This is a genomic window from Silvibacterium bohemicum (assembly GCF_001006305.1).
GTDB classification, from domain to species: domain Bacteria; phylum Acidobacteriota; class Terriglobia; order Terriglobales; family Acidobacteriaceae; genus Silvibacterium; species Silvibacterium bohemicum.
Genome location: NZ_LBHJ01000003.1, coordinates 206,813 through 225,906 on the forward strand (window position 1 = coordinate 206,813; position 19,094 = coordinate 225,906).

General features: G+C 57.0%; 18 protein-coding genes. 6 read left to right on the top strand and 12 right to left on the bottom strand.

The genetic code is table 11. The annotated features are described in order from the left end of the window. Positions 1-13: 13 nt before the first annotated feature. The gene (locus XX99_RS06490; RefSeq protein ID WP_050058580.1) at positions 14-940 is read right to left on the bottom strand and encodes a DmsE family decaheme c-type cytochrome; all 927 of its coding nucleotides are present in this window, start codon (positions 938-940) and stop codon (positions 14-16) included. Positions 941-1,518: 578 nt separating this feature from the next. After that, positions 1,519-1,698 carry a CsbD family protein gene (locus XX99_RS06500; protein WP_050058582.1) on the bottom strand — a complete coding sequence of 60 codons (180 nt, stop codon included), beginning with the start codon at positions 1,696-1,698 and terminating at the stop codon, positions 1,519-1,521. A gap of 827 nt (positions 1,699-2,525) precedes the next feature. Here XX99_RS06500 and XX99_RS06510 point away from each other — a divergent pair. Genes XX99_RS06510 through XX99_RS06525 form a run of 4 tightly spaced genes read left to right on the top strand, consistent with a single transcriptional unit; the run spans position 2,526 to position 6,672 of the window. After that, the gene (locus tag XX99_RS06510) at positions 2,526-3,248 is read left to right on the top strand and encodes a hypothetical protein (protein ID WP_156185828.1); all 723 of its coding nucleotides are present in this window, start codon (positions 2,526-2,528) and stop codon (positions 3,246-3,248) included. Positions 3,249-3,294: 46 nt separating this feature from the next. Continuing rightward, entirely contained in the window at positions 3,295-3,855 is a 561-nt protein-coding gene (locus tag XX99_RS06515; protein ID WP_156185829.1) for a hypothetical protein, read from the top strand. Further along, positions 3,852-5,366, top strand: coding sequence for an ATPase domain-containing protein (locus XX99_RS06520; protein ID WP_050058586.1), 1,515 nt, complete (start codon positions 3,852-3,854; stop codon positions 5,364-5,366). Before XX99_RS06515 ends, XX99_RS06520 begins: the two co-directional genes overlap by 4 nt. After that, positions 5,338-6,672 carry a two-component system sensor histidine kinase NtrB gene (locus tag XX99_RS06525; RefSeq protein WP_050058587.1) on the top strand — a complete coding sequence of 445 codons (1,335 nt, stop codon included), beginning with the start codon at positions 5,338-5,340 and terminating at the stop codon, positions 6,670-6,672. Before XX99_RS06520 ends, XX99_RS06525 begins: the two co-directional genes overlap by 29 nt. Positions 6,673-6,741: 69 nt before the next feature. On the opposite strand, the gene hypF is transcribed toward XX99_RS06525, so the two are convergent. The 10 genes from hypF to XX99_RS06575 form a co-directional block, all read right to left on the bottom strand. Further along, complete coding sequence (hypF, locus tag XX99_RS06530) at positions 6,742-9,021, bottom strand: carbamoyltransferase HypF (RefSeq protein WP_050058588.1); 2,280 nt, start codon at positions 9,019-9,021, stop codon at positions 6,742-6,744. Position 9,022: 1 nt separating this feature from the next. Further along, positions 9,023-9,703, bottom strand: coding sequence for a hydrogenase nickel incorporation protein HypB (gene hypB, locus XX99_RS06535; RefSeq protein WP_050058589.1), 681 nt, complete (start codon positions 9,701-9,703; stop codon positions 9,023-9,025). Continuing rightward, positions 9,700-10,047, bottom strand: a complete 348-nt coding sequence (locus XX99_RS06540) for a hydrogenase maturation nickel metallochaperone HypA/HybF (RefSeq protein ID WP_050058590.1) — start codon at positions 10,045-10,047, stop codon at positions 9,700-9,702. Before XX99_RS06540 ends, hypB begins: the two co-directional genes overlap by 4 nt. Before the next feature lie 4 nt (positions 10,048-10,051). After that, complete coding sequence (hypE, locus tag XX99_RS06545; RefSeq protein WP_050058591.1) at positions 10,052-11,092, bottom strand: hydrogenase expression/formation protein HypE; 1,041 nt, start codon at positions 11,090-11,092, stop codon at positions 10,052-10,054. Next, positions 11,089-12,192 (bottom strand): hydrogenase formation protein HypD, encoded by a 1,104-nt coding sequence (hypD, locus tag XX99_RS06550; protein WP_050058592.1) that lies wholly within the window; start codon positions 12,190-12,192, stop codon positions 11,089-11,091. Before hypD ends, hypE begins: the two co-directional genes overlap by 4 nt. Then, positions 12,189-12,467, bottom strand: coding sequence for a HypC/HybG/HupF family hydrogenase formation chaperone (locus tag XX99_RS06555; protein ID WP_050058593.1), 279 nt, complete (start codon positions 12,465-12,467; stop codon positions 12,189-12,191). The genes hypD and XX99_RS06555 overlap by 4 nt, the downstream gene beginning before the upstream one ends. Before the next feature lie 15 nt (positions 12,468-12,482). Beyond that, the gene (locus XX99_RS06560) at positions 12,483-13,001 is read right to left on the bottom strand and encodes a HyaD/HybD family hydrogenase maturation endopeptidase (RefSeq protein WP_050058594.1); all 519 of its coding nucleotides are present in this window, start codon (positions 12,999-13,001) and stop codon (positions 12,483-12,485) included. Positions 13,002-13,146: 145 nt separating this feature from the next. Continuing rightward, on the bottom strand, positions 13,147-14,862 hold the full coding sequence (locus tag XX99_RS06565; protein ID WP_050058595.1) for a nickel-dependent hydrogenase large subunit: 1,716 nt from the start codon (positions 14,860-14,862) through the stop codon (positions 13,147-13,149). A gap of 257 nt (positions 14,863-15,119) precedes the next feature. Further along, on the bottom strand, positions 15,120-15,479 hold the full coding sequence (locus XX99_RS06570; protein ID WP_184084718.1) for a DoxX family protein: 360 nt from the start codon (positions 15,477-15,479) through the stop codon (positions 15,120-15,122). Between the two features lie 54 nt (positions 15,480-15,533). Continuing rightward, positions 15,534-16,274 carry a fatty acid desaturase family protein gene (locus tag XX99_RS06575; protein ID WP_197081837.1) on the bottom strand — a complete coding sequence of 247 codons (741 nt, stop codon included), beginning with the start codon at positions 16,272-16,274 and terminating at the stop codon, positions 15,534-15,536. A 737-nt stretch (positions 16,275-17,011) separates the two neighbouring features. On the opposite strand from XX99_RS06575, the gene XX99_RS06585 reads away from it, so the two are divergent. Both XX99_RS06585 and cybH read left to right on the top strand, forming a co-directional pair. After that, positions 17,012-18,145, top strand: coding sequence for a hydrogenase small subunit (locus XX99_RS06585; protein ID WP_050058598.1), 1,134 nt, complete (start codon positions 17,012-17,014; stop codon positions 18,143-18,145). Between the two features lie 93 nt (positions 18,146-18,238). Next, positions 18,239-19,036, top strand: a complete 798-nt coding sequence (gene cybH, locus XX99_RS06590; protein ID WP_082125311.1) for a Ni/Fe-hydrogenase, b-type cytochrome subunit — start codon at positions 18,239-18,241, stop codon at positions 19,034-19,036. Positions 19,037-19,094 lie beyond the last annotated feature (58 nt).

The window sequence follows — 19,094 nt, forward strand, 5'->3', positions numbered from 1 at the left end:
GGACCCGCTTCCGTTATTTGAGGAATGCCTGATTGAGATTGGACCCGTGGATCATGGTGTGGCAGCTTGTGCAGGGCGTCAGCTCCGACGAACCAGCGTTCATGGTGTGAAACGTGCCGCCAGCGACCGGACTATGGCACTGGTTGCACAACGTGTTGATACTCGGCATGTTCAGTAGCCGGGCATTTTGAGAACCGTGCGGAGTATGGCATCCCAGGCATCCCACCGCCTTGACCGCAGCGTGCTCATAGACAAAAGGCCCGCGCGTTTCCACATGGCACTTGGTGCAAATCCTGTTCTGGTCGACCGTGGACTTCAGGTTGTTTCTCCCGAAGGTGCCATGCACGTCGTGGCAGTCACTGCACTTGACCGTGCCTTCGTCCACCGGGTGGTGGAAAGGCATAGCGAACGCGCCCTTCACGTCGGTGTGGCAGGTATAGCAGAGCGTCGGCTGCGAAACTTTGAGCAGGCTCGCTTCGTTCTCAACGCCGTGGATGCTATGGCAACTGAGGCAGCTCAGGCCGGCCTTCGCGTGAGGAGAGCGATTGAAATTGGGGTGCGCCCCCGCGTGACAGCCAAGGCAGGTGGCATCAATCTCCTTGGTAGACGCCGCCCCGAACCGGAAGATCTTCGTTACGTCCCCACCAGAGCTGACGTGCGCCAAGCCTGGTCCATGGCAGCTTTCGCAAGTGACTCCTTTGCCGTCGTGCATCAACGCGAGACGCGAATGAGGGTTCGTGGGAAAACTCTTGGCGACGTCTGCGTGGCAGGTCATGCAGGTATCGGAGCCAACGTAACTGGACGCTGGAGCACTGGTCGAGGTTGGGTTCTGAGCTGTGGTCCCTTGCTGCCCGCTACCGCTCGCAGCATTCACCCACCCTGTTTTCCAGAGTCCGGGCAGCAACGCAATCAGCGCCACGCAAAAGAGCACACGTTTCATTCAGGTCCCCCGCGGAAACGGTCGGCACAGACTTTTATTTTGAAGATGTGCTACTTGCTCCTTGAGCACTCTTCTCCAGTTTGCAAGGAGCATAAGACGAGCCTCGTCAGTTTGGCTGTGATGGCTATCACAGGTGTAGGCGATACGTTTCAACTTAGTAGGGAGCCTGGCGAAGTGACGAGCCTCAGCCGCCATATTCCATAGAGCCACGCTTGAACAGTCACTGCCTGGAAACATCTCCAAGGTGACCAGCAATCGCGGCCTGCCCAAGGCTGAAGCCGCCGTCGCAGGGAACCTGAGACGGCGTGTAACCTCGAGACCGTCCGTTTCCAGGAGGCGATCGAGGCCAACCACGAAGTGCGTATTCAGAAGGCGTCTACCGCTGAGACAGAGATACTGGATGCCGGTACTCAGAGGAATCCTATGAGAGGTCCCGGCCCCTCGGTCGTGAGGTATGTGTCATAGCTGTCCATTCATGAGCCATAGAAATGGCTCCATCAAGATCGCGCATTGATGGGCGACCTCGGGCCCTTTCGAGTCACCGAATCGCGCTGAACTTCAACGGGGCAGAGGAGTACTCATTTGCCTATCTTTTTCTCAGCCTCTCCGACCTTCTTTTGAACCTTTCCAAACGCGTGTTCAGCGTGGCCTTCGGCTTCGAGCTTCGAATTGCCGGTCAGTTTGCCTGTCGTCGCTTTGACAGCGCCCTTCACCTTATGTGCCGTGCCCTTTAATTCGTCTTTGGTCCCTGTGTTCATTTTGTTCTCCTTCTTCTGTGATCAACCGGTATGGGTCAGCATCTCTGTTGTGAGCTTGCGAGGCGCTGGCAGTCCACCCAAGAGCTTTTGGGCGAAGGCCCAATCAAGTAAAGGTAGAAACAGGTTCTCCATCCCGTCTGGCCAATATTGCTCAGGTTGGAGTTCGATTGCCTCAGCAACCGAATCTGTCGCCAGTGCTGCCAATCTTTCACGAATGCCCAGGAGTGATGCCCCCGAAGCAGCTTGCTTCCTCTGAAACGTGCAGGGAATCGGGTACGCAATGCGTCCGACGACAATTCTGAGAGATGCTCAGAAACTCCACAGAGCGAGAATGCGCCCGAGGCTCTCATTGAGCCGCGACATTTACCCATCGTTCCTCATTCTGGGGAAGTAGCCGGTATCTCAGGAGCCCGATAACCAAGAATGAACGCGAAATTGGAAGGCTTTCGCGGGCACCGTCCTGTTTCAGAATTGATGTGGCCGGAGAATTATCGGTAGCTTCGGATCATCGCCCGGACTGCCCGCAAATAGACGACCGTTCGGCATTGTGTTCCGGTAGTAGATTGCGCAGAACAAAGTTCAGTCGAGACTTATGAACTAGGATGTGGCCGTTCTAGTCGATCAAGCTGAGCTTGCGAAATCGAGCTGGTCGATCAGCTCCTTAAGGGTAGAATCGAACTGTTCAATTGTGGTCATCTTTTAGGAAATGTTTTCAATATCGTTCGATTGTAGTAATGCCAAAATGGGGTCTGTGAAGCGCGTTAGGGATCTCATCGATGAGGCAACCGGCAAGAAGTGTCATCGCGAAAGACGCCCACACTCAAGGCGTGGCGTACGAAGAAAGAATGGAACCGATGCTCCCTCGACCAAAGAAAACACGTGATTTGGCGCTCAGCCTGGTTGCTTCAGAGGCCGATCCAAGTACGGCCTCCAGGCAAACACAGCCTGCAACTGTACGCGTCTATGAGAGACTGCGCCGACAGCTCAGCGCACCCGTGGGAGTTGATGGTTTTCAGGCGCTCGCTTCTCGTGCATTGGCTCTCGCCAAGTCTGAATCTCCCCAGCTCAGCGCGGTGCAGCTGACCGCAAATGGAGACTTGCGCGGTCTCGACGAGGTTGAATCCCAAACAGACTCGGATGAGGCAGGCGAGGCCGGAATCGTTCTGATTGCGCAGTTACTCGGACTGTTTCTTACCTTCCTTGGCGAGGCGACAACGCTGCGTTTGATCGAAGATTTACGCCTTCAGGCCGACGTCAGGACGGAGCCGGACGCGACCACAGCGGGCACGACAGGCTCTGCGCCTGATGGAACGGCAATGGCTGCGGCTTTCGAGGACCTTTTGGTAGAGATTGATCGGTTGAGGAGCGTGAGCGAACGCATTGAAAGCCTGGTGGATAAACATCCCGGCATGGAAGATGGACTCGTGAGTGTTGCGGGAAACATTCGCAATATTGCTACGGTTTTAGACGTTTTCACACTCATCCGAAGCAAGGCTGGCGACTCAGAGGAAGACGCTCCGAACCCACAAGCGAAAGGTTATGTGAATTGAATTCCGCCGGCGCTCCACCCAGATCCGAAATGTTTGGATTTGGACCTTGATGTCGAACAACTTAACTGCGGATCGTTTACGAAAAGAGACTATCGTCGACCTGATCCTTCTGCGAAGCGTGTGGCAGATATCGGAATCTTCCGCTTGGAGCGATGCGGCGTTGAACATGACTACTCTGCCGGAAATGCGAGATTTGGCTCAACGGCTTCTTACTTACGAAGCCAATGCGGGCAACACCTCCGAGCCAGTGGAGTCTACAACCCTCCGCGTCTATGAAAAGCTGCGCCAGAGTCTTGGAGAATTGGCTGGAGCTGCCGGTTTTCAGTCGCTAGCCTCTCGTGCTTTGACGCTGGCGAGATCGGAAGTTCCCAGCCTTAGCGCGGTGCAGGTGGCGGCGGATGGAAATCTGCAGGGGATGAGTGCGATTGGGCTTCCGACAGACATCGAGAAGGATCGGGTTCACGAGGGGGGAGTCATCCTCATTTCTCGCTTACTCGGGCTGCTTCTTATCTTTCTTGGCGAAGCATTAACGATGAACCTGGTACGAGATGTGTGGCCGGATGCAGCATCTGATGATGGCAATTCGCAGGACGGGAGAAAAGCGTGAGCGCTCAAGACAAAGTGAAGATAAATAAACTACCGACTGGAGTTTCAGGGCTCGATGAAATAGTGGGCGGTGGTCTCCCGGAATTCTCGTTCAACATCATCGCGGGGGCCCCCGGCAGCGGGAAGACGACGCTGGCACACCAGTTCGTGTTTGCCAATGCCACCCCGGAGCGTCCTGCTCTCTACTTCACTGTACTCGGCGAATCCGCCATAAAAATGCTGCGATACCAGCAACAGTACACGTTCTTCGATCCGGCCAAGCTGCCGGACTCCATCCGCTTTATCAATCTGAGCCAAGTTGTCCTGGAAAAGGACCTGGGCGCGGTTTTGGAGGAGATTACCAAGGAAGTTGAAAAGGCTAACCCTGCTGTCGTCGTCGTTGACTCCTTTCGCACCATGGTGCGGAAACCGGAAAGTGACATGGACCTGCAATCCTTCATTCAACGGTTGGCTCTGTTTCTGGCAAGTTGGCAGGCTACAACATTTCTGATCGGCGAATATGCAGAGGAGGAACTTCGTGATAATCCCATCTTTACCGTCGCCGATGGGCTGTTCTGGTTACGCCAGACTGCGGAACGAAATTCCATTGTGCGGAAGTTGCAGATCATCAAGCTGCGTGGACAGGCTTCCGTGCCCGGGTTGCACACGTTCCGCATAACTGAAGCCGGTATCCAGGCTTTCTCGCGCACGTTTGGGTTGACCGCGCGCGCGAAAAATCCCGTCGGCCAGCGTCGCCTTTCCTTCGGTATTCCGGAGTTGGACAAGATGCTGGGTGGGGGCGTGCGCGAAGGCGACAGCGTCCTGGTAGCTGGGTCTTCGGGAACCGGGAAATCCGTCCTTGCAACCCAATTCATTGCTGAAGGCATACGGGAGGGGGAACCGGGAATCGTAGCTGTCTTCGAAGAACGTCCGCAAGCCTATGCGGAGCGGGCCGCCAGTTTAGGGCTGGATCTGGAGACACCGCAGAAAGACGGGAAACTCTCTATCCTCTATCTCCGCCCCTTGGATCTCTCGGTGGACGAAACCATGCAGTCGATTCTCGACGCTGTACAGAAGATTGGCGCCAAGCGGCTGGTGATCGATTCCCTGGCTGGCTTTGAGATGGCTCTGTCGCCCGGCTTCCGCGCCGACTTTCGCGAATCGCTCTACCGGATGATCTTCGCCCTGACGGGAATCGGGGTGACGATTCTAAGCACGGTTGAAGTGGATGAGTCATTCACCGAATTCCCGTTCAGTACCTACTCAATCTCGTTCCTTTGCGATGACATCATCCGGCTGCGGTACGTATCCATCGATGGCCAGCTTCGCAAGATCATGGTGGTTATCAAGATGCGCGGTGGCAATCATGCGAAGGATATTCGCGAATATGAAATCACATCCAAGGGTGTCGTCATCCTTGGTAAACGCCTCATAAACTATCAGGGTCTTATCACCGGGATTCCTGTGCATTCGGACCGATCCGCCCAAGAGGAAGATCCTTCCCATGATTCGGAAAGCAAGAACCAAACTTAGGGAATCATCTGAGAATCTAGAGATCGACGCTAGCTTTCGCCTTGATTGGAATTCGGATGCGTTAAATATCGACCGTTTAATTTTGGACACTTTGCCCCTACCGATGGCTGCATTGGAGGGGTCAGATCACATCCTGCGCTACGCGAATCCCGCCTTCTGCCGGCTGGTCTCGAAGACTGAAGCTGAATTGATGGGGAAGCCTTTCGTAGAGGTCGTGCCCCGGGAGGGCTGTCTTGCGTTGCTGAACCTCGTATATGACACGGGCGAAGTCAGAATCCAGATTGAACCGAAAGAGACAGAAGCTCATTCCGCGCGCTGGTCGTATACGATGTGGCCCATCCTTGATGCAGATGATCACCCGGTGGGAGTCATGATGCAAGTGACGGAGACTACACAATTCCATCAGCGGGCGATCGCCGTGAATGAGCAACTGCTGTTGTCGGGAGTGCGCCAGCATGAACTCAGAGAAACGGCAGAGAAGCTGAACGCGCAACTACAACTTGAAATCGCCGAGCGGAAGAAGATGGAGCGTGCCCTGGTGACCAGCGAAAAGCTGGCGGTGACGGCGAGATTCGCCTTAACCATGGCGCATGAGATTAACAATCCTTTAGAAGCAATGACGAATCTGGTATATCTGCTGGCTGCTCTCCAAACCAGTCCGGAAGCGGAGGCTTACATCGCTACAATAGAAGATCAGTTACAGGGTCTGAGTCGCATTGCTACCCAGGCGCTCAAGTTTCACCGCGATGCCAACAAGCCCGAAGTATTCAAATTGAATGCGGTGCTCCGCGAGGTATCGGACTTTTACCGCCCGCAGTCCGAGAGGCAAGGAATTGTTCTTCATCAACGATTAGAGACGGATGGGGCCATTTCAGCCTTCAGAAGCGAAATTGTACAGGTCATTACGAACCTGTTGCTCAATGCGCTTGATGCCACGCCCGCTGGCGGACAGGTCATCATTCATCTATATTCTGCTCCACGCTGGCTCTGTGACATCCATGCTTCATGCGGTTATTGCCTCTCGATTGCTGATTCTGGAAGTGGTATTGCGCCGCAAGATCGAGCACGGATTTATCAGCCTTTCTTCACCACAAAAGGGGAACGAGGAACGGGTCTCGGCTTATGGGTAAGCGCGGGTATCCTCGACCGCATTGGTGGTTCGATACGTGTCTGGAGCACACGTCGACCGGGTCGCTCGGGCACATGTTTCTCACTCTTCCTGCCCGTCGAGCAAGCCATCTTTACACCGCTTCGCCGCCGCCGCAAAGAGTCGACGGAAGTTCAAGGCGCTCGCCGAGACCGGTGAAAGAGTAGCAGGAAACTGGGAGGATGAGTGACCTCATCTGCCGGATTTTATAGAGCGACCCTTGAACATTCATCGCCAGGAGACGTCTCCCAGGTGACCAGCAATCGCGGCCTGCCCAAGACTTAGGCCGCCATCGCCGCAAGGGACCTGAGACTGTGTGTAAACCTTTAGACCTTCCGTTCTCAGCAGGCGATCGAGGCCAACTGTGAGGTGCGTATTCAGAAAGCACCCTCCACTGAGACAGACATCCTGGATGCCGGTACTCAGAGAAATCCTGTGAATGACGTCCGCGAGCGTAGATAGAAGACCCCGATGAAACCGCCGGCTGATGGTTGCCTGCGAGACGCCATGCTTTAGGTCAGCGAGAATTTGTTCAAAAAGCGATGCTGTCCCAATCGCGCGGCACTCGCCCTCCTGGACGAAAAAACAGTACTCCCCGTCCTCCATCCTGTCCTGGCAGCAGGCCTCCAGTTCGATCGCCGCCTGAGCTTCAAAGCTCACCTCTGTGCGCAGACCGATCAGGGCAGCAACAGCATCAAATAACCGGCCGCAACTTGATGTGAGCGGAGACCGAATGCGTTGAACCGCCATGCGCCGCACCATTTCGAGATGACCGGCCGGTATCGAACCGAGGAACGGCAGGCCCTCTTCCAGGCAGTTCCCACCCGCGTGATCGAGATACGCAACCGCCATGCGCCATGGCTCTCGAATGGCCTGCGCTCCTCCCGGCATCGGCACGTAATTCAGATGCGCGGCCCGCTCGAAACCCCGGAAGTCTGCGATCAGGATCTCCCCGCCCCAAACCTGGCCGTCCGTGCCGTAGCCGGTGCCATCCAGCGCTACGCCGATGACCCGCCCTGCAAGCTGATTCTCTGCCATGCAACTGGCGATGTGCGCGTGGTGGTGCTGCACGGGGATGGTTCGGACGTCCTGCTGTTGGGTAGCCCACTGGGTCGAGAGATAGCCTGGATGAAGATCGTGGGCAATCAACGATGGCTTCCATTCGAGGATGTTTTCGAGGTGGGCGATGGACTCCTGAAAGAATTGGTAGGCTGCCAGGCTCTCAAGATCGCCGATATGTTGTCCCACAAAGGCGTGTTCTCCCTTGGTCATGCAAACGGCACTTTTCAACTCTCCGCCGACAGCGAGCACCCCGGGAAGCCCACGTTCGATGGTGACCGGCACGGGAACAAAACCGCGAGAGCGGCGCAGCATCGTAGTGCGCCCCTGGAAGTTGCGGACCACCGAGTCATCGCAGCGCAGGAGGATCTCGCGATCGTGGGAGAGAAAATAGTCGGCGATGCCGCGCAGCCGATCGATGGCCTCGTCATTCTCGATGCAGATTGGCTCCTCGCACAGGTTGGCGCTGGTCATGACCAGTGCCGCGAAGCTCCCCCGCGCAAATAGCAAGTGTTGTATTGGGGTGTACGGGAGAAAGATCCCGAGGTCGGGACTTCGTGGAGCGATGCTCTCTGGAAGACCTGAGCAGCTCCTGGCTCTCATCAACACAATGGGCCGCTGGGGCGATTCGAGCAATGCCCGGTCCGCTTCGCTGACAACGCACAAGCTGTCCGCTTGAGCAACGTCCGGAACCATCACCGCCAGCGGCTTTTCAAAGCGTCTTTTGCATCGCCGCAGCTCTTCGACAGCAGCAGACTGGGTCGCATCCACACAGAGATGAAATCCTCCGAGCCCCTTGATGGCGACGATCCAACCAGCCTTGAGAAAGTCAATTGTCTGGGCGAGAGGATCGCCGCCGACAGCGTTTCCCTCCGCATCCAGGAAGGCGAGCTGCGGGCCGCAATTCCAGCAGGCATTCGGCTGCGCATGAAAACGGCGACTGAATGGATCGTCATACTCGGCTTGGCATTGAGCGCACATGCCAAATGCCGCCATCGAAGTATTGGGGCGGTCGTAGGGAATGCGTTTGAGAATCGTAAATCGAGGTCCGCAGTTGGTGCAGTTGATGAATGGATAACCATAACGGCGGTCGGCGGGATCGAGTAATTCGCGCAAACAGTCCGCACAGGTGGCGATGTCTGGAGCGATCAGTGTATCCGCGTGCTCGCCGGCTTCGCTGCGATGGATCGTGAAATCTGTGCCCGGCAGGCATGCAACCTCTTCGACAGAAAGCGACGCGATTCTCGCGAGCGGCGGGGCTTCGGACTCAAGGCTCCGCAGAAACCTCCCGAGTGTGTCGTCCGGACCTTGTACTTCAATCGTGACACCTGCGACGGTGTTCCTCACATGCCCGCTGAGCCCGTAACGATAGGCGAGGCGATAGACGTGCGGACGAAATCCCACGCCCTGCACGATGCCGGAGACCGAAATCCGTTTGCGCGCCTTCATGCTAAACCCGTGCGGTGGATGCGCGCCGCAACCGTGCTTCACGGCGGCGCGACAGCCACGCCTGCCACCCGTCGAATCCCTGGCCGGTTGTGCAGGATAGCTCTACAATCTCGATGCCCGGGTGAACAAGTCTGGCGTTGGCCCGCGCTTGTTCCATGTTGAACGGAACGTGCGGCAGCAGGTCGATCTTCGTCAATACGAGAAGCTCGGATTTGGCAAAGATCGATGGATACTTGAGAGGCTTGTCGTCTCCTTCGGTTACGCTCAAAAGGACGACCTTTGTTTCTTCTCCCAGGTCATAGCTCGATGGGCAAACCAGATTCCCCACATTTTCGATGAACAGCAAATCGATCTCATCAAGGGACCAGCGTTCGAGCGCGCGCTCAATCATCCTGCCATCGAGATGGCAGACTCCGCCGGTTGTGATCTGCTGCACCGGAAATCCATAGCGGGCCAAGCGCTTCGCGTCATTCTCGGTTTGCAGATCTCCCGTCAGCACAGCCACTCTTTCCTCTGGCCGGAAGCCGCCGAGAGTCTCTTCGAGCAGCGTGGTCTTACCCGAGCCGGGCGAGCTGATGAGGTTCAGGCAAAGCGTGCCCTGCTCTTCAAAACGATCTCGGAGGGACGCGGCAATTCGCTGATTCTCACTGAGCACTTTCTTCTCAACCGGGATGACAGTCATGCTTCCTCCAATTCGACATAGGTCAGATCCAACTCCTCGCCGCCCACCAGCGCAATCGTTTCCGACGCGCAGAGGGGACAAGGCTCGCTGTAGACGGCGGTTTCAAACTGATGATCGCAATTGAGGCATCGATTGCGCCGTGGGCAGCTTTGAATTTCAAAGTCGACCGTATCCAGTTCTGTGCCCTGCGTGAGCGCGGTAAACGCGAAGCGCAGCGCGTCGCTATCCACTCCCGCGAGCGTCCCGATACGAATGCCGATGCGGACAAGCTTCGAGCCTGTCCGGCGCGCGGCCTCTGCCTGTCCGGCTTCGATAATCGCGTTGGCAATCCCGATTTCATGCATGGCGTCAGCAGATCCGAGGCAGAGGATCGTTTGCGAGCATGTCCACGATCCTGGTAGCCCCCAGGGCAGTGCGCATCGTGAGCAGGCCGGAGTTCGCGCTGGTGATGCTGCCAATCCTGCTTGCGCCCGCGCCCTGCGGATGTCGTTGCATTGCAGCTAAAAGGCGCTCGGCATCTTCAGGAGCACAAATCGCGAGAAGCTTCCCCTCATTCGCAATGTAAAGAGGATCGAGCCCCAGCAGCTCGCAGGCTCCGCGCACCTCCTCCCGTAGGGGAATGGCCTTCTCTTCCAGCTGGATGCCGACTCCGGAGGTTTGGGCGATTTCGTTGCAGGAGCTGGCGACGCCGCCCCGGGTGGGATCCCGCATGCAGCGAATCGTCGCACCTGTCGCCAATAGATCGGCGACGAGCGAGTGCAACGGCGCGGTATCACTCACAATGTCCGCTTCGAACGATAGCCCCTCGCGTTCCGCGAGAATCGCGATCCCATGATCGCCAATCGGTCCACTGAGCAGCACGACATCTCCGGGCCGAGCCTGATCGGCTGAAAGATGCAGGTGGGTATCCACGATCCCGATGCCGGCTGTGTTGATAAACATCCCGTCGCAGCTGCCCTTTTCGACAACCTTCGTATCGCCCGTAACAATCTGCACGCTGGCGCGTTGGGCAGCCTCCCGCATTGACGAGACAATCCGTCGCAGGCATTCGAGCGGAAAGCCTTCTTCGAGAATGAACGCGGCACTCAGAAAAAGCGGAGTCGCGCCCCCGACCGCAAGATCATTCACCGTACCGTGGACGGCGAGCGAGCCGATGTCGCCGCCGCGAAAGAAGAGCGGTTTGACTACGAAGGAATCGGTAGTGAATGCGAGCCTGGCGCCGCCGATCTCGAGGAAAGCCTGATCATCGGCTCTACCGAGGATCGAGTTGCCGAAGGCGGGCAGGAAAACGTTCCGGAACAGGTCGGCCGAGAGCCTGCCGCCGCCGCCGTGCCCCATCAGAATCGTCTCCGTGTCGAAAACAGGAAGAGGACAGGTAAGAGGGTTCATTGGATGGTCACCAAACTGTGCCGGCGGTACTGGTAGTAGGCAGAACAGGCTCCTTCGGAAGAAACCATGGGCGCGCCGAGCGGGCTCTCCGGTGTGCAGACACTTCCGAATGCGGAACAGTCCGTGGGCTTCTGCAGACCCTTGAGTATCTCGGCGCTGATGCAGGCAGAGGGCGCTTCCGCCTGCGGAACTTGCAAGTCGAAAACTTTGTCCGCATCCCAGGCTGCGAACTTCCCCCGCAGCCGTAGGCCGCTCTGTGGGATTTCTCCCAGACCGCGCCATGACTGATCGGCGACCTCAAACACTTCGCGGAGAATGCGCTGCGCTTCGAGATTGCCACGGTAGCTTACGGAGCGCGTGTATTCGTTGGCGAACTCGGCGCGACCCTCCTCCAGTTGGGTGACCAATCCGAGGATGGCCTGCAACAGGTCGACAGGTTCAAATCCGCCGACGACAATCGGCACATGGAACTCCTGGACCAGGTCTTCGTAGTCCGAGCAGCCCACGACCGTGCAGACATGTCCCGGAGCGATAAAGCCCTGTACCCGGTTATCGGGCGAAGCCGCCAGGGCACGGATGGCCGGAGGTACAAGAACGTGGGAAGCGAGCAGAAAGAAATTGTCCAGCCCCTCGCGGTGCGCCTGATACACCGCCATGGCATTGGCCGGGGCTGTAGTCTCGAATCCGACCGCTAGAAAGACTACTTTGCGATTCGAGTTGAGACGGGCAATCCTCAGAGCATCGAGCGGAGAGTAGACCATGCGGACATCGGCGCCGCGGGCCTTTGCGGAGAAAAGGTCTATCTTTGTGCCGGGCACCCGCAGCAGGTCTCCGTACGAGACCAGGGTCACGTCGTCGCGTTGCGCCAGTTCAATAGCGCGATCCAGAATGCTCGCCGGCGTTACGCAAACGGGGCAGCCTGGACCATGCACCAGCTCGATCGATGACGGGAGCAGCTCATCGAGCCCGTAGCGCATGATGGTGTGAGTCTGACCGCCGCATATCTCCATCAGCACCCACGGGTGCGCCACTTTGCGTTCAATCTCTCTTAGCAGACGCGCGGCCAGCCGGCCATCGCGGTATTCATCCAGATATTTCATAGCCGCTCCTCTGTCTCTTCGGCTTCTTCCCCAGACGGTAATTCACCTTGCAACAGTCCCATCTGTTCCAAGGCGATATAGGTCAGCTCCGCTTCCTCCGCATTCACTTGGCTGATCGCGAACCCGACATGCACCATCACGTAATCGCCCACGACAACTTCCGGGACGAAGTCGAGGGACACAGGTTGCGTGATGCCGCCGAACTGCACGCGTCCGATACGCAGGGCGTTTTCGGTTCCGATAGAGATGACCTTGCCGGGAATTGCAAGACACATGGAGCGATGCCTCCTTTATGGGACGACCAACGACCGAATCGCCATGAGAGCAGACCTATCTTCGTCCCACTGTGCGACCTGTTTTAATGCAGCTTCGATCAGACCGCTCTGGGCCGCCTCAACTTCTGGTGTGAGAACCGTCCCCCAATCTGTGGATTCGGGCTGCACTCCGAGGAGAACGACCTCCGTGGGCGAGGCCTCCATCAGGCGCAGAGCATCCATCAGGTCCGCCAATCCAAGCAGGTGTACGCTCTTGGAAGTCGGGAGATTGGCCAGCTCCTGGCCCTGAAACCGCACCAACGTGCCCGGATCCGCGCCTGTATCCACAGCATCGAGCACCAGCAAGTGGGAGATGCCGTGGAGCGCATGCAGGAGATCGAGACCGAGGGTTCCGCCTTCGATGGCCTCGATTCCACGCGGCAACCGGCCATTCTCGGTCAGCCTGCGCAGCGCGAGCATGCCGGCAGCATCGTCGGTGCGCATCAGGTTGCCAAGCCCGAGAACGCCGATCTGCAGGAGCTCAGTTCGACTCATAAGCGGCCTTCCGAGGATTGCTGACCAGGCGCCGGAGCGTCACTAGGACTAACATGCACAGGCGCTGTCCGTTCCAACTTCTTGGCCGTAACGCCACAGGAAGAAGTCGCGTCTACGCAGGTTGCCATATGTGCCCCGGTCATTTTCAGATCACCAGAGCCTTTCTGCCGTAAGCTCGTCCATCCGCCTGAACGACGTGCACCGCGCATGCCATGCACGGATCGAAGGAATGCACCGTTCGGAGAACTTCCAGGGGCCTCTCCGGATCGATCAGCGGGGTTCCCTGGAGCGCAGCCTCATAAGCTCCGCGCTGGCCTTTCGCGTCACGAGGGCCTGCGTTCCAGGTCGACGGAACCACCGCCTGGTAGTTCACAATCTTCTTGTTCTCGATTTCCACCCAGTGGCCCAGCGAGCCTCGGGGAGCTTCGTGGAATCCGGAGCCCTGACAGGACTTCGGCCACGTATCCGGATTCCACTTTTCCCCGTTGTGAATGCGAATATTTCCGTGGGCCATGTTGTCGTCCAACTGAGCGACCCAACCCGAAAGGCGACCAACCATGATCTCTGCCTCAAGTGCCCGTGCGGCAATGCGGCCCATGGTGGAATAGAGGGCAGACAGCGGCAGATTGAGCTTAGCGAGCGCGCCGTCGACCGCCGTTTTGACATCTGGCTTGCCCGACGCATATGCAATCAGTGTTCTCGCCAGCGGTCCGGTTTCCATCGGCGTGTCGTCGTAGCGCGGCGACTTCACCCACGAATATTTTTCATCCGTTTTCAGAAACTCATAGGGTGGTTTTGGCCCAGAATATTTAGGGTCGGTCTCCCCTTGTGAGGGGTGTTTCCCGACCTGATCGCCCTCTTTGTATGCGTACCAGGAGTGCGTGACATACTCCGACACGTGGGTGGGGTCGAGAGGATGTACGGTCGAGAGATCGCGTCCAAGAAGGATGCCGCGCGGAAGCATGAATCCTGCCGGATCTTTGATGCTGCCATTCGTATAGTCGCCATATGCCATGTAGTTTCCGAGACCTGCGCCGTGCTGGAACCAGTCCTTGTAGAAGCCGGCAATGGCGAGCACGTCGGGCACGTACACCTGTTGCACGAAAGCCTGAGCATTCGCTACCAGTTGGTTCAGTAAGGTGATGCGCTCGGGATTGATGACAGCATCCGGCTCATTCCCATCCATGGCCGTCGCCATGCCTCCCACCAGGTAAGTCTGCGGGTGTGGATTCTTGCCGCCCAGGACGGCCTGAACGCGAGCGAACTCACGCTGCACATCGAGCGCCTCGATATAGTGCGCAACCGCCAGCAGATTTACTTCGGGCGGCAGCAGATATGCCGGATGTCCCCAGTCCCCACTACTAAAGAGGCTTAACTGCTTACTCGCCACCAACACCTTGATCCGATCCTGCACGCCTTTGAAGTAGCTTGTACTCGATTTAGGCCAGTCGGAGATGGATTGGGCGAGCTGCGAAGTCTTCACCGGGTCAGCTTTCAGCGCAAGCGTTACATCCACCCAGTCGAGCGCATGCAAATGGTAGAAGTGAATGATGTGATCGTGAACATTCTGCGTGCCGGCAATGATATTGCGAACAAGGTTTGCGTTCTGCGGCACCTCGATTCCAAGCGCATCTTCGACAGCGCGGACCGAAGCCAAAGCATGCACCGTGGTGCAGACCCCGCAGATGCGCTGGGCCCATATCCAGGCCTCGCGCGGATCGCGTCCGCGCAGGATCAGTTCAATACCGCGGAACATCGTGCCCGAGCTCCAGGCATCGCTCACTGTATGGCCGTCGACCTCGACTTCGATGCGGAGGTGTCCTTCAATCCGCGTCACAGGATCAATCACAACACGTGCCATCTCTATCTCCTCCGCAGGTGCGGTTTACGTATCCGCTCCAATGACGCAGTTTCGGAGCATGAGCCGAGGGTTGCCGTTGCTGGTTTCACAAGACTCGAAGAGCAGCGCCACGACGCGCTAGCGAACAACTTACTCCCGGAAAGAGCCTCTGTATGTGATACCCATCACAGTCTGTGCGCTTGCGACTACGAGGCGTAGAAGCTAAAAGGGAATTGAGAGATAGTTGATTCTTGCTCGACGCCCGTTACGTGCAGGCGTCAGGAAAGCAGCAGTATCGCGGCACCGGCGAGCGATAAATCCTTCAACATATGCGCGAACTCGCTGAGCCGCATGTAGGAGTCCGTTTCATTCCAGAACCGATGCAGAAAGAACGGAGCAGGGAAAATAATGCCGAAGAGCAGGACCGAACCAATCCATCCATGCCAATCGAAGAGCACGAAAACACCACCTAGAACCATCATGACAACAGTCAGGACCGTGGCAGCCCGTGGGAGCGGCACTCCCTTTCGCTTAAGCAGCAATGAATGTTCGCGGAAGTTGATGAGATGGCTCATTCCCATCGCGATGAAATAACTAACAAACAGGATCCGTCCCAGCAACAGAAGCAAAAATGGCACATGCATACTAGAGGCTCCATCCATGGGGCGCCGGTCCAACGTTCCGCCGCTCATTCAGAAAACAATTTTGCTCCTCAGGTCGGGCGCGACCCGGTCGATGCGCCGAGAGAGTTCCGGCAGATGGCACGTTGGCACACGCGGAAACAGATGATGTTCGATGTGCAGGAACATGTTGAAGGTGATCCAGTTCTTGAGTCGGTTATGCAGCGTTCGTGCAAGATGGTGCGTCCGGTCGCAATGGTGATGTACCGTCCACACCGCGAAAAAGGCCGTCATGCATTGACCGACCAGCATCGCGCCAACGTGGTACCGCAAGACACCGCTGTGTAATGCTCCGAATACCACGAAGACCCACACCGCGCTCAACAGAAGTTCAGCCGCTACGATCTTGCGCAGCCTTTTGTTGCCATGCCGGAATGCAGTGACATGGAGAAGGATGGGAAAGAGCGGCCCGAACAGCAGCGCACGCCACGCCGGCATCTCCGCGCTGCGTCCTTCCACATCGCCCTGGCCTAAGTTGAGCTTATGGTGACGCAGGTGATTGAATTGAACAGCATGCATCGAACCAAGCATCACCAGACTCATGATCCATAACACGATATCGGTGCTGCGGCGAGACAGTCCAAGGGAGCAGTGAAAGGCGTTGTGGACCACGCGAAGACCTGTGAGGAAGAAGAAGAACGAGAAACCGAGCGCGAGTACGAAGTGACCGAACCCGGCAAGTACCAGTGAGGCAGCGAGCCACGCCGCTGGAAGCAGAGGTTCAGTGAAAACCTCGAACCGGCGCACGGACACCAGGTCGCGCCACTCTACAAACTGAAGTCTCGGGTCATGAAAGACAGCCGGCCGAGGTTCGGGACCGGGTTGAATTACCGAAGAACCAACGCTGTTCTTCGAGTCACGCTGGCGGTCTCCAGTCCATTTCCTCCTTAGCTCCGCCGCTGCATACCTGGTAGAGGAGCAGGGCAAGCTGAACGCAGAAACTCTCGATCCAATCAGGATTACTCCAAAGCCGCGGAAGATACGGAAACGGAAAAACCGGAGAAAAGCCGCTTGAATCGAACCCAGAACAATCAACAAGCTCCGAAGCTGTGGTCGTCGCCAATTTACGCTCTGTGCCAGCTTCATTAGACCTGCCTCTGGTGAATTCGTCTTGGTTCTAGCCGCAAACGGATGAACACATAGTCATGGCTCCTTATTGATTAAGCAGTAAGAAATACTTTGAGAGCTGTGATGGCTGTCACAGCATAAAGCGAGGGGTGAAGAAAATAATATGTGGCAGGTTGGACGTCCTCAGGCGAGTGGAACAATCTGCCCGGCGAGAAAGGCGGTTCACTTCATGCTCCACGAGAACATGGGCGCGGCGAAGCTTCTCGGCGAGCTCGTTGGGTTCGCTTCTTCGAAAGACTCAGTCCCCGCAGATGTTGGCGAAACTCTGCCCGTACCCAAATTCAGGCAATGCATTTCGATCACTGAGCATTTGCAGATCGAACGGCATAGTGTATGTCTCGCAAAATCCGGAGGAATGAAGGATGAATGCATTACCTGAACTCGATCTGCGATCGGCATTGGAGGCTCGTGGGATCTCACGCCGGCAATTTGTGAAATTCTGCAGCACCATGGTTGCAACCCTGGCGCTGCCTCCCCGGTATTTGGGCGCTGTCGTGAAGGCTTTGGATCAGAGGACGCGCCCTGTTTTGGTTTGGCTGGAATTTCAGGATTGCGCCGGGAACTCTGAATCCATGTTGCGCTCCGGACATCCCACGGTCGGAGACTTCGTGCTTGAACTGTTCTCCTGGGAATATCACGAACTGCTCATGGCAGGAGCGGGGAAGCGGGCCGAGGAGACACTCGAACGTGTCCTGAGCGAGCATAAGGGCGAATATATCGCCGTGATCGAGGGCGCAATTCCAACGGCGGATGGCGGAGTGCACTGCACGATTGGGGGCAAGACCGCGCTCGACATCGCACAGCGCGTCTGCTCCAATGCCGCAGTCAATATTGCAGTCGGGGCCTGTGCGTGGGATGGTGGAATCGTCAGTGCAGGTCCAAACCCAACTGAAGCGGTTGGTCTTGAGAAGGCGGTTCCTGGAATCAAAAACCTGGTCAATCTGGGGGGCTGTCCCCATAATCCCGCCAATACCGCCGCAGTCCTTGTCCACTACCTGACCTTCCATGAGATGCCTGCGCTCGATCAATACAACCGCCCGCTGTTTGCATATGGCAACATCATCCACGATCAGTGCGAACGCCGGGCGCACTACGATGCCGGCCGATACGTCGAGGAGTGGGGAGACGAAGGCAGCCGCAAGGGTTGGTGCCTTTACAAGATGGGGTGCAAAGGACCCGAGGCGACCTATAACTGTCCGACAGTTCGCTGGAACGAGGGCACTAGTTGGCCGGTAAAGTCTGGGCACGGCTGCATCGCCTGCGCTTCTCCACGTTTCTGGGATACCAAATCGCCCTTCTACGATCGGTTGCCGAAAGTACCGGGATTCGGCGTGGACGTTAAGGCGTCGGAGATTGGGTGGGTCGCCACAGGCGCGGTTGGCGTCGCGATGGTGGCTCAGGTCGTGGGCAATATCGTGCGAGACAATATCAGGCCGAAGCATGAGCCCGCCGCTGAGAATAAGCCATCTGATGCGGGCGGAGGTCCACAGGCATGAGGCGGATTGCTAAGCATGTCCTATCGTTCACCGGTCGGATCCCAGTGAGCGGTCTTCCATTCAGATAGAGATCTGAATCAACGGAGACAGTCGATGAAAAGAACAACTCGGAAGGCGGGAAGCAATGCCTCCTGGAAGGTGCCGGCACCAGGACAGATACGAGTGTACGTCTGGGAGTGGCCCGTTCGATTCAGCCATTGGGTGATGGTGATCACCATTATTTCGCTCTCGATTACCGGCTACTACATGCATGCCCCCTACGTCGCTGCCGGGGGCAGGACTGCTTATGTCATGGGCACGATGCGTTTTGTGCACATCGTCTCCGGCTTCGCGTTTATGCTGGCGATCCTGATACGAATGTACTGGTTCTTCTTCGCCAACCGATGGTCGCGCTGGAATCAGTACATCCCGACTACAAAGAAACGCATGGCAAATCTGGTTGCTGTTGGCAAGTACTACGGGTTCATGGCCTGGTCTCCGGTCCGGTATATCGGGCATAACCCAATGGCGGGCGCCGCGTATGCAGTTGTCTACGCCATGGCGATCGTCGAGATCATCACCGGTCTGGCGCTCTACTCTCAGATCCTCGGAAGTAAGACGCTCAGCTTTTTTGTGGGCTGGATTCCGCACTTCATCGATATCCAATGGCTTCGCGAGATCCATTTCCTTATCATGTTCGGCTTCTGGATGTTCTTCATCCACCACATCTATACGGCGATCCTCGTTTCCGTTGAAGAAGAAAACGGCTTGATGGACAGCATCTTCAGCGGGTATAAGTTCGTTCCCAAGCAGGAGTTGCTCAGAGACCCGGCTGTGGAAGAGCAGCAACCAGATGTGGAGACAGTTCAGGCAGTCTCTGTCGAGGAAGAGGAATCGCACACCGCGGTCTGACTTGCACCGCTGTGGTTGTTGCTGAGGAATGGCGGATCACGCGAGCCTCCGCTCGTCT

What these genes read in the sequence shown, in the direction of transcription:
- XX99_RS06540 (WP_050058590.1), bottom strand. Translation starts at nt 10,047, where the DNA reads ATGCATGAAATCGGGATTGCCAACGCGATTATCGAAGCCGGACAGGCA.
- XX99_RS06525 (WP_050058587.1), top strand. Translation starts at nt 5,338, where the DNA reads ATGATTCGGAAAGCAAGAACCAAACTTAGGGAATCATCTGAGAATCTA.
- cybH (WP_082125311.1), top strand. Translation starts at nt 18,239, where the DNA reads ATGAAAAGAACAACTCGGAAGGCGGGAAGCAATGCCTCCTGGAAGGTG.
- XX99_RS06560 (WP_050058594.1), bottom strand. Translation starts at nt 13,001, where the DNA reads ATGAGTCGAACTGAGCTCCTGCAGATCGGCGTTCTCGGGCTTGGCAAC.
- XX99_RS06585 (WP_050058598.1), top strand. Translation starts at nt 17,012, where the DNA reads ATGAATGCATTACCTGAACTCGATCTGCGATCGGCATTGGAGGCTCGT.
- XX99_RS06555 (WP_050058593.1), bottom strand. Translation starts at nt 12,467, where the DNA reads ATGTGTCTTGCAATTCCCGGCAAGGTCATCTCTATCGGAACCGAAAAC.
- hypF (WP_050058588.1), bottom strand. Translation starts at nt 9,021, where the DNA reads ATGAAGGCGCGCAAACGGATTTCGGTCTCCGGCATCGTGCAGGGCGTG.
- XX99_RS06490 (WP_050058580.1), bottom strand. Translation starts at nt 940, where the DNA reads ATGAAACGTGTGCTCTTTTGCGTGGCGCTGATTGCGTTGCTGCCCGGA.
- hypB (WP_050058589.1), bottom strand. Translation starts at nt 9,703, where the DNA reads ATGACTGTCATCCCGGTTGAGAAGAAAGTGCTCAGTGAGAATCAGCGA.
- hypE (WP_050058591.1), bottom strand. Translation starts at nt 11,092, where the DNA reads ATGAACCCTCTTACCTGTCCTCTTCCTGTTTTCGACACGGAGACGATT.
- XX99_RS06565 (WP_050058595.1), bottom strand. Translation starts at nt 14,862, where the DNA reads ATGGCACGTGTTGTGATTGATCCTGTGACGCGGATTGAAGGACACCTC.
- XX99_RS06500 (WP_050058582.1), bottom strand. Translation starts at nt 1,698, where the DNA reads ATGAACACAGGGACCAAAGACGAATTAAAGGGCACGGCACATAAGGTG.
- hypD (WP_050058592.1), bottom strand. Translation starts at nt 12,192, where the DNA reads ATGAAATATCTGGATGAATACCGCGATGGCCGGCTGGCCGCGCGTCTG.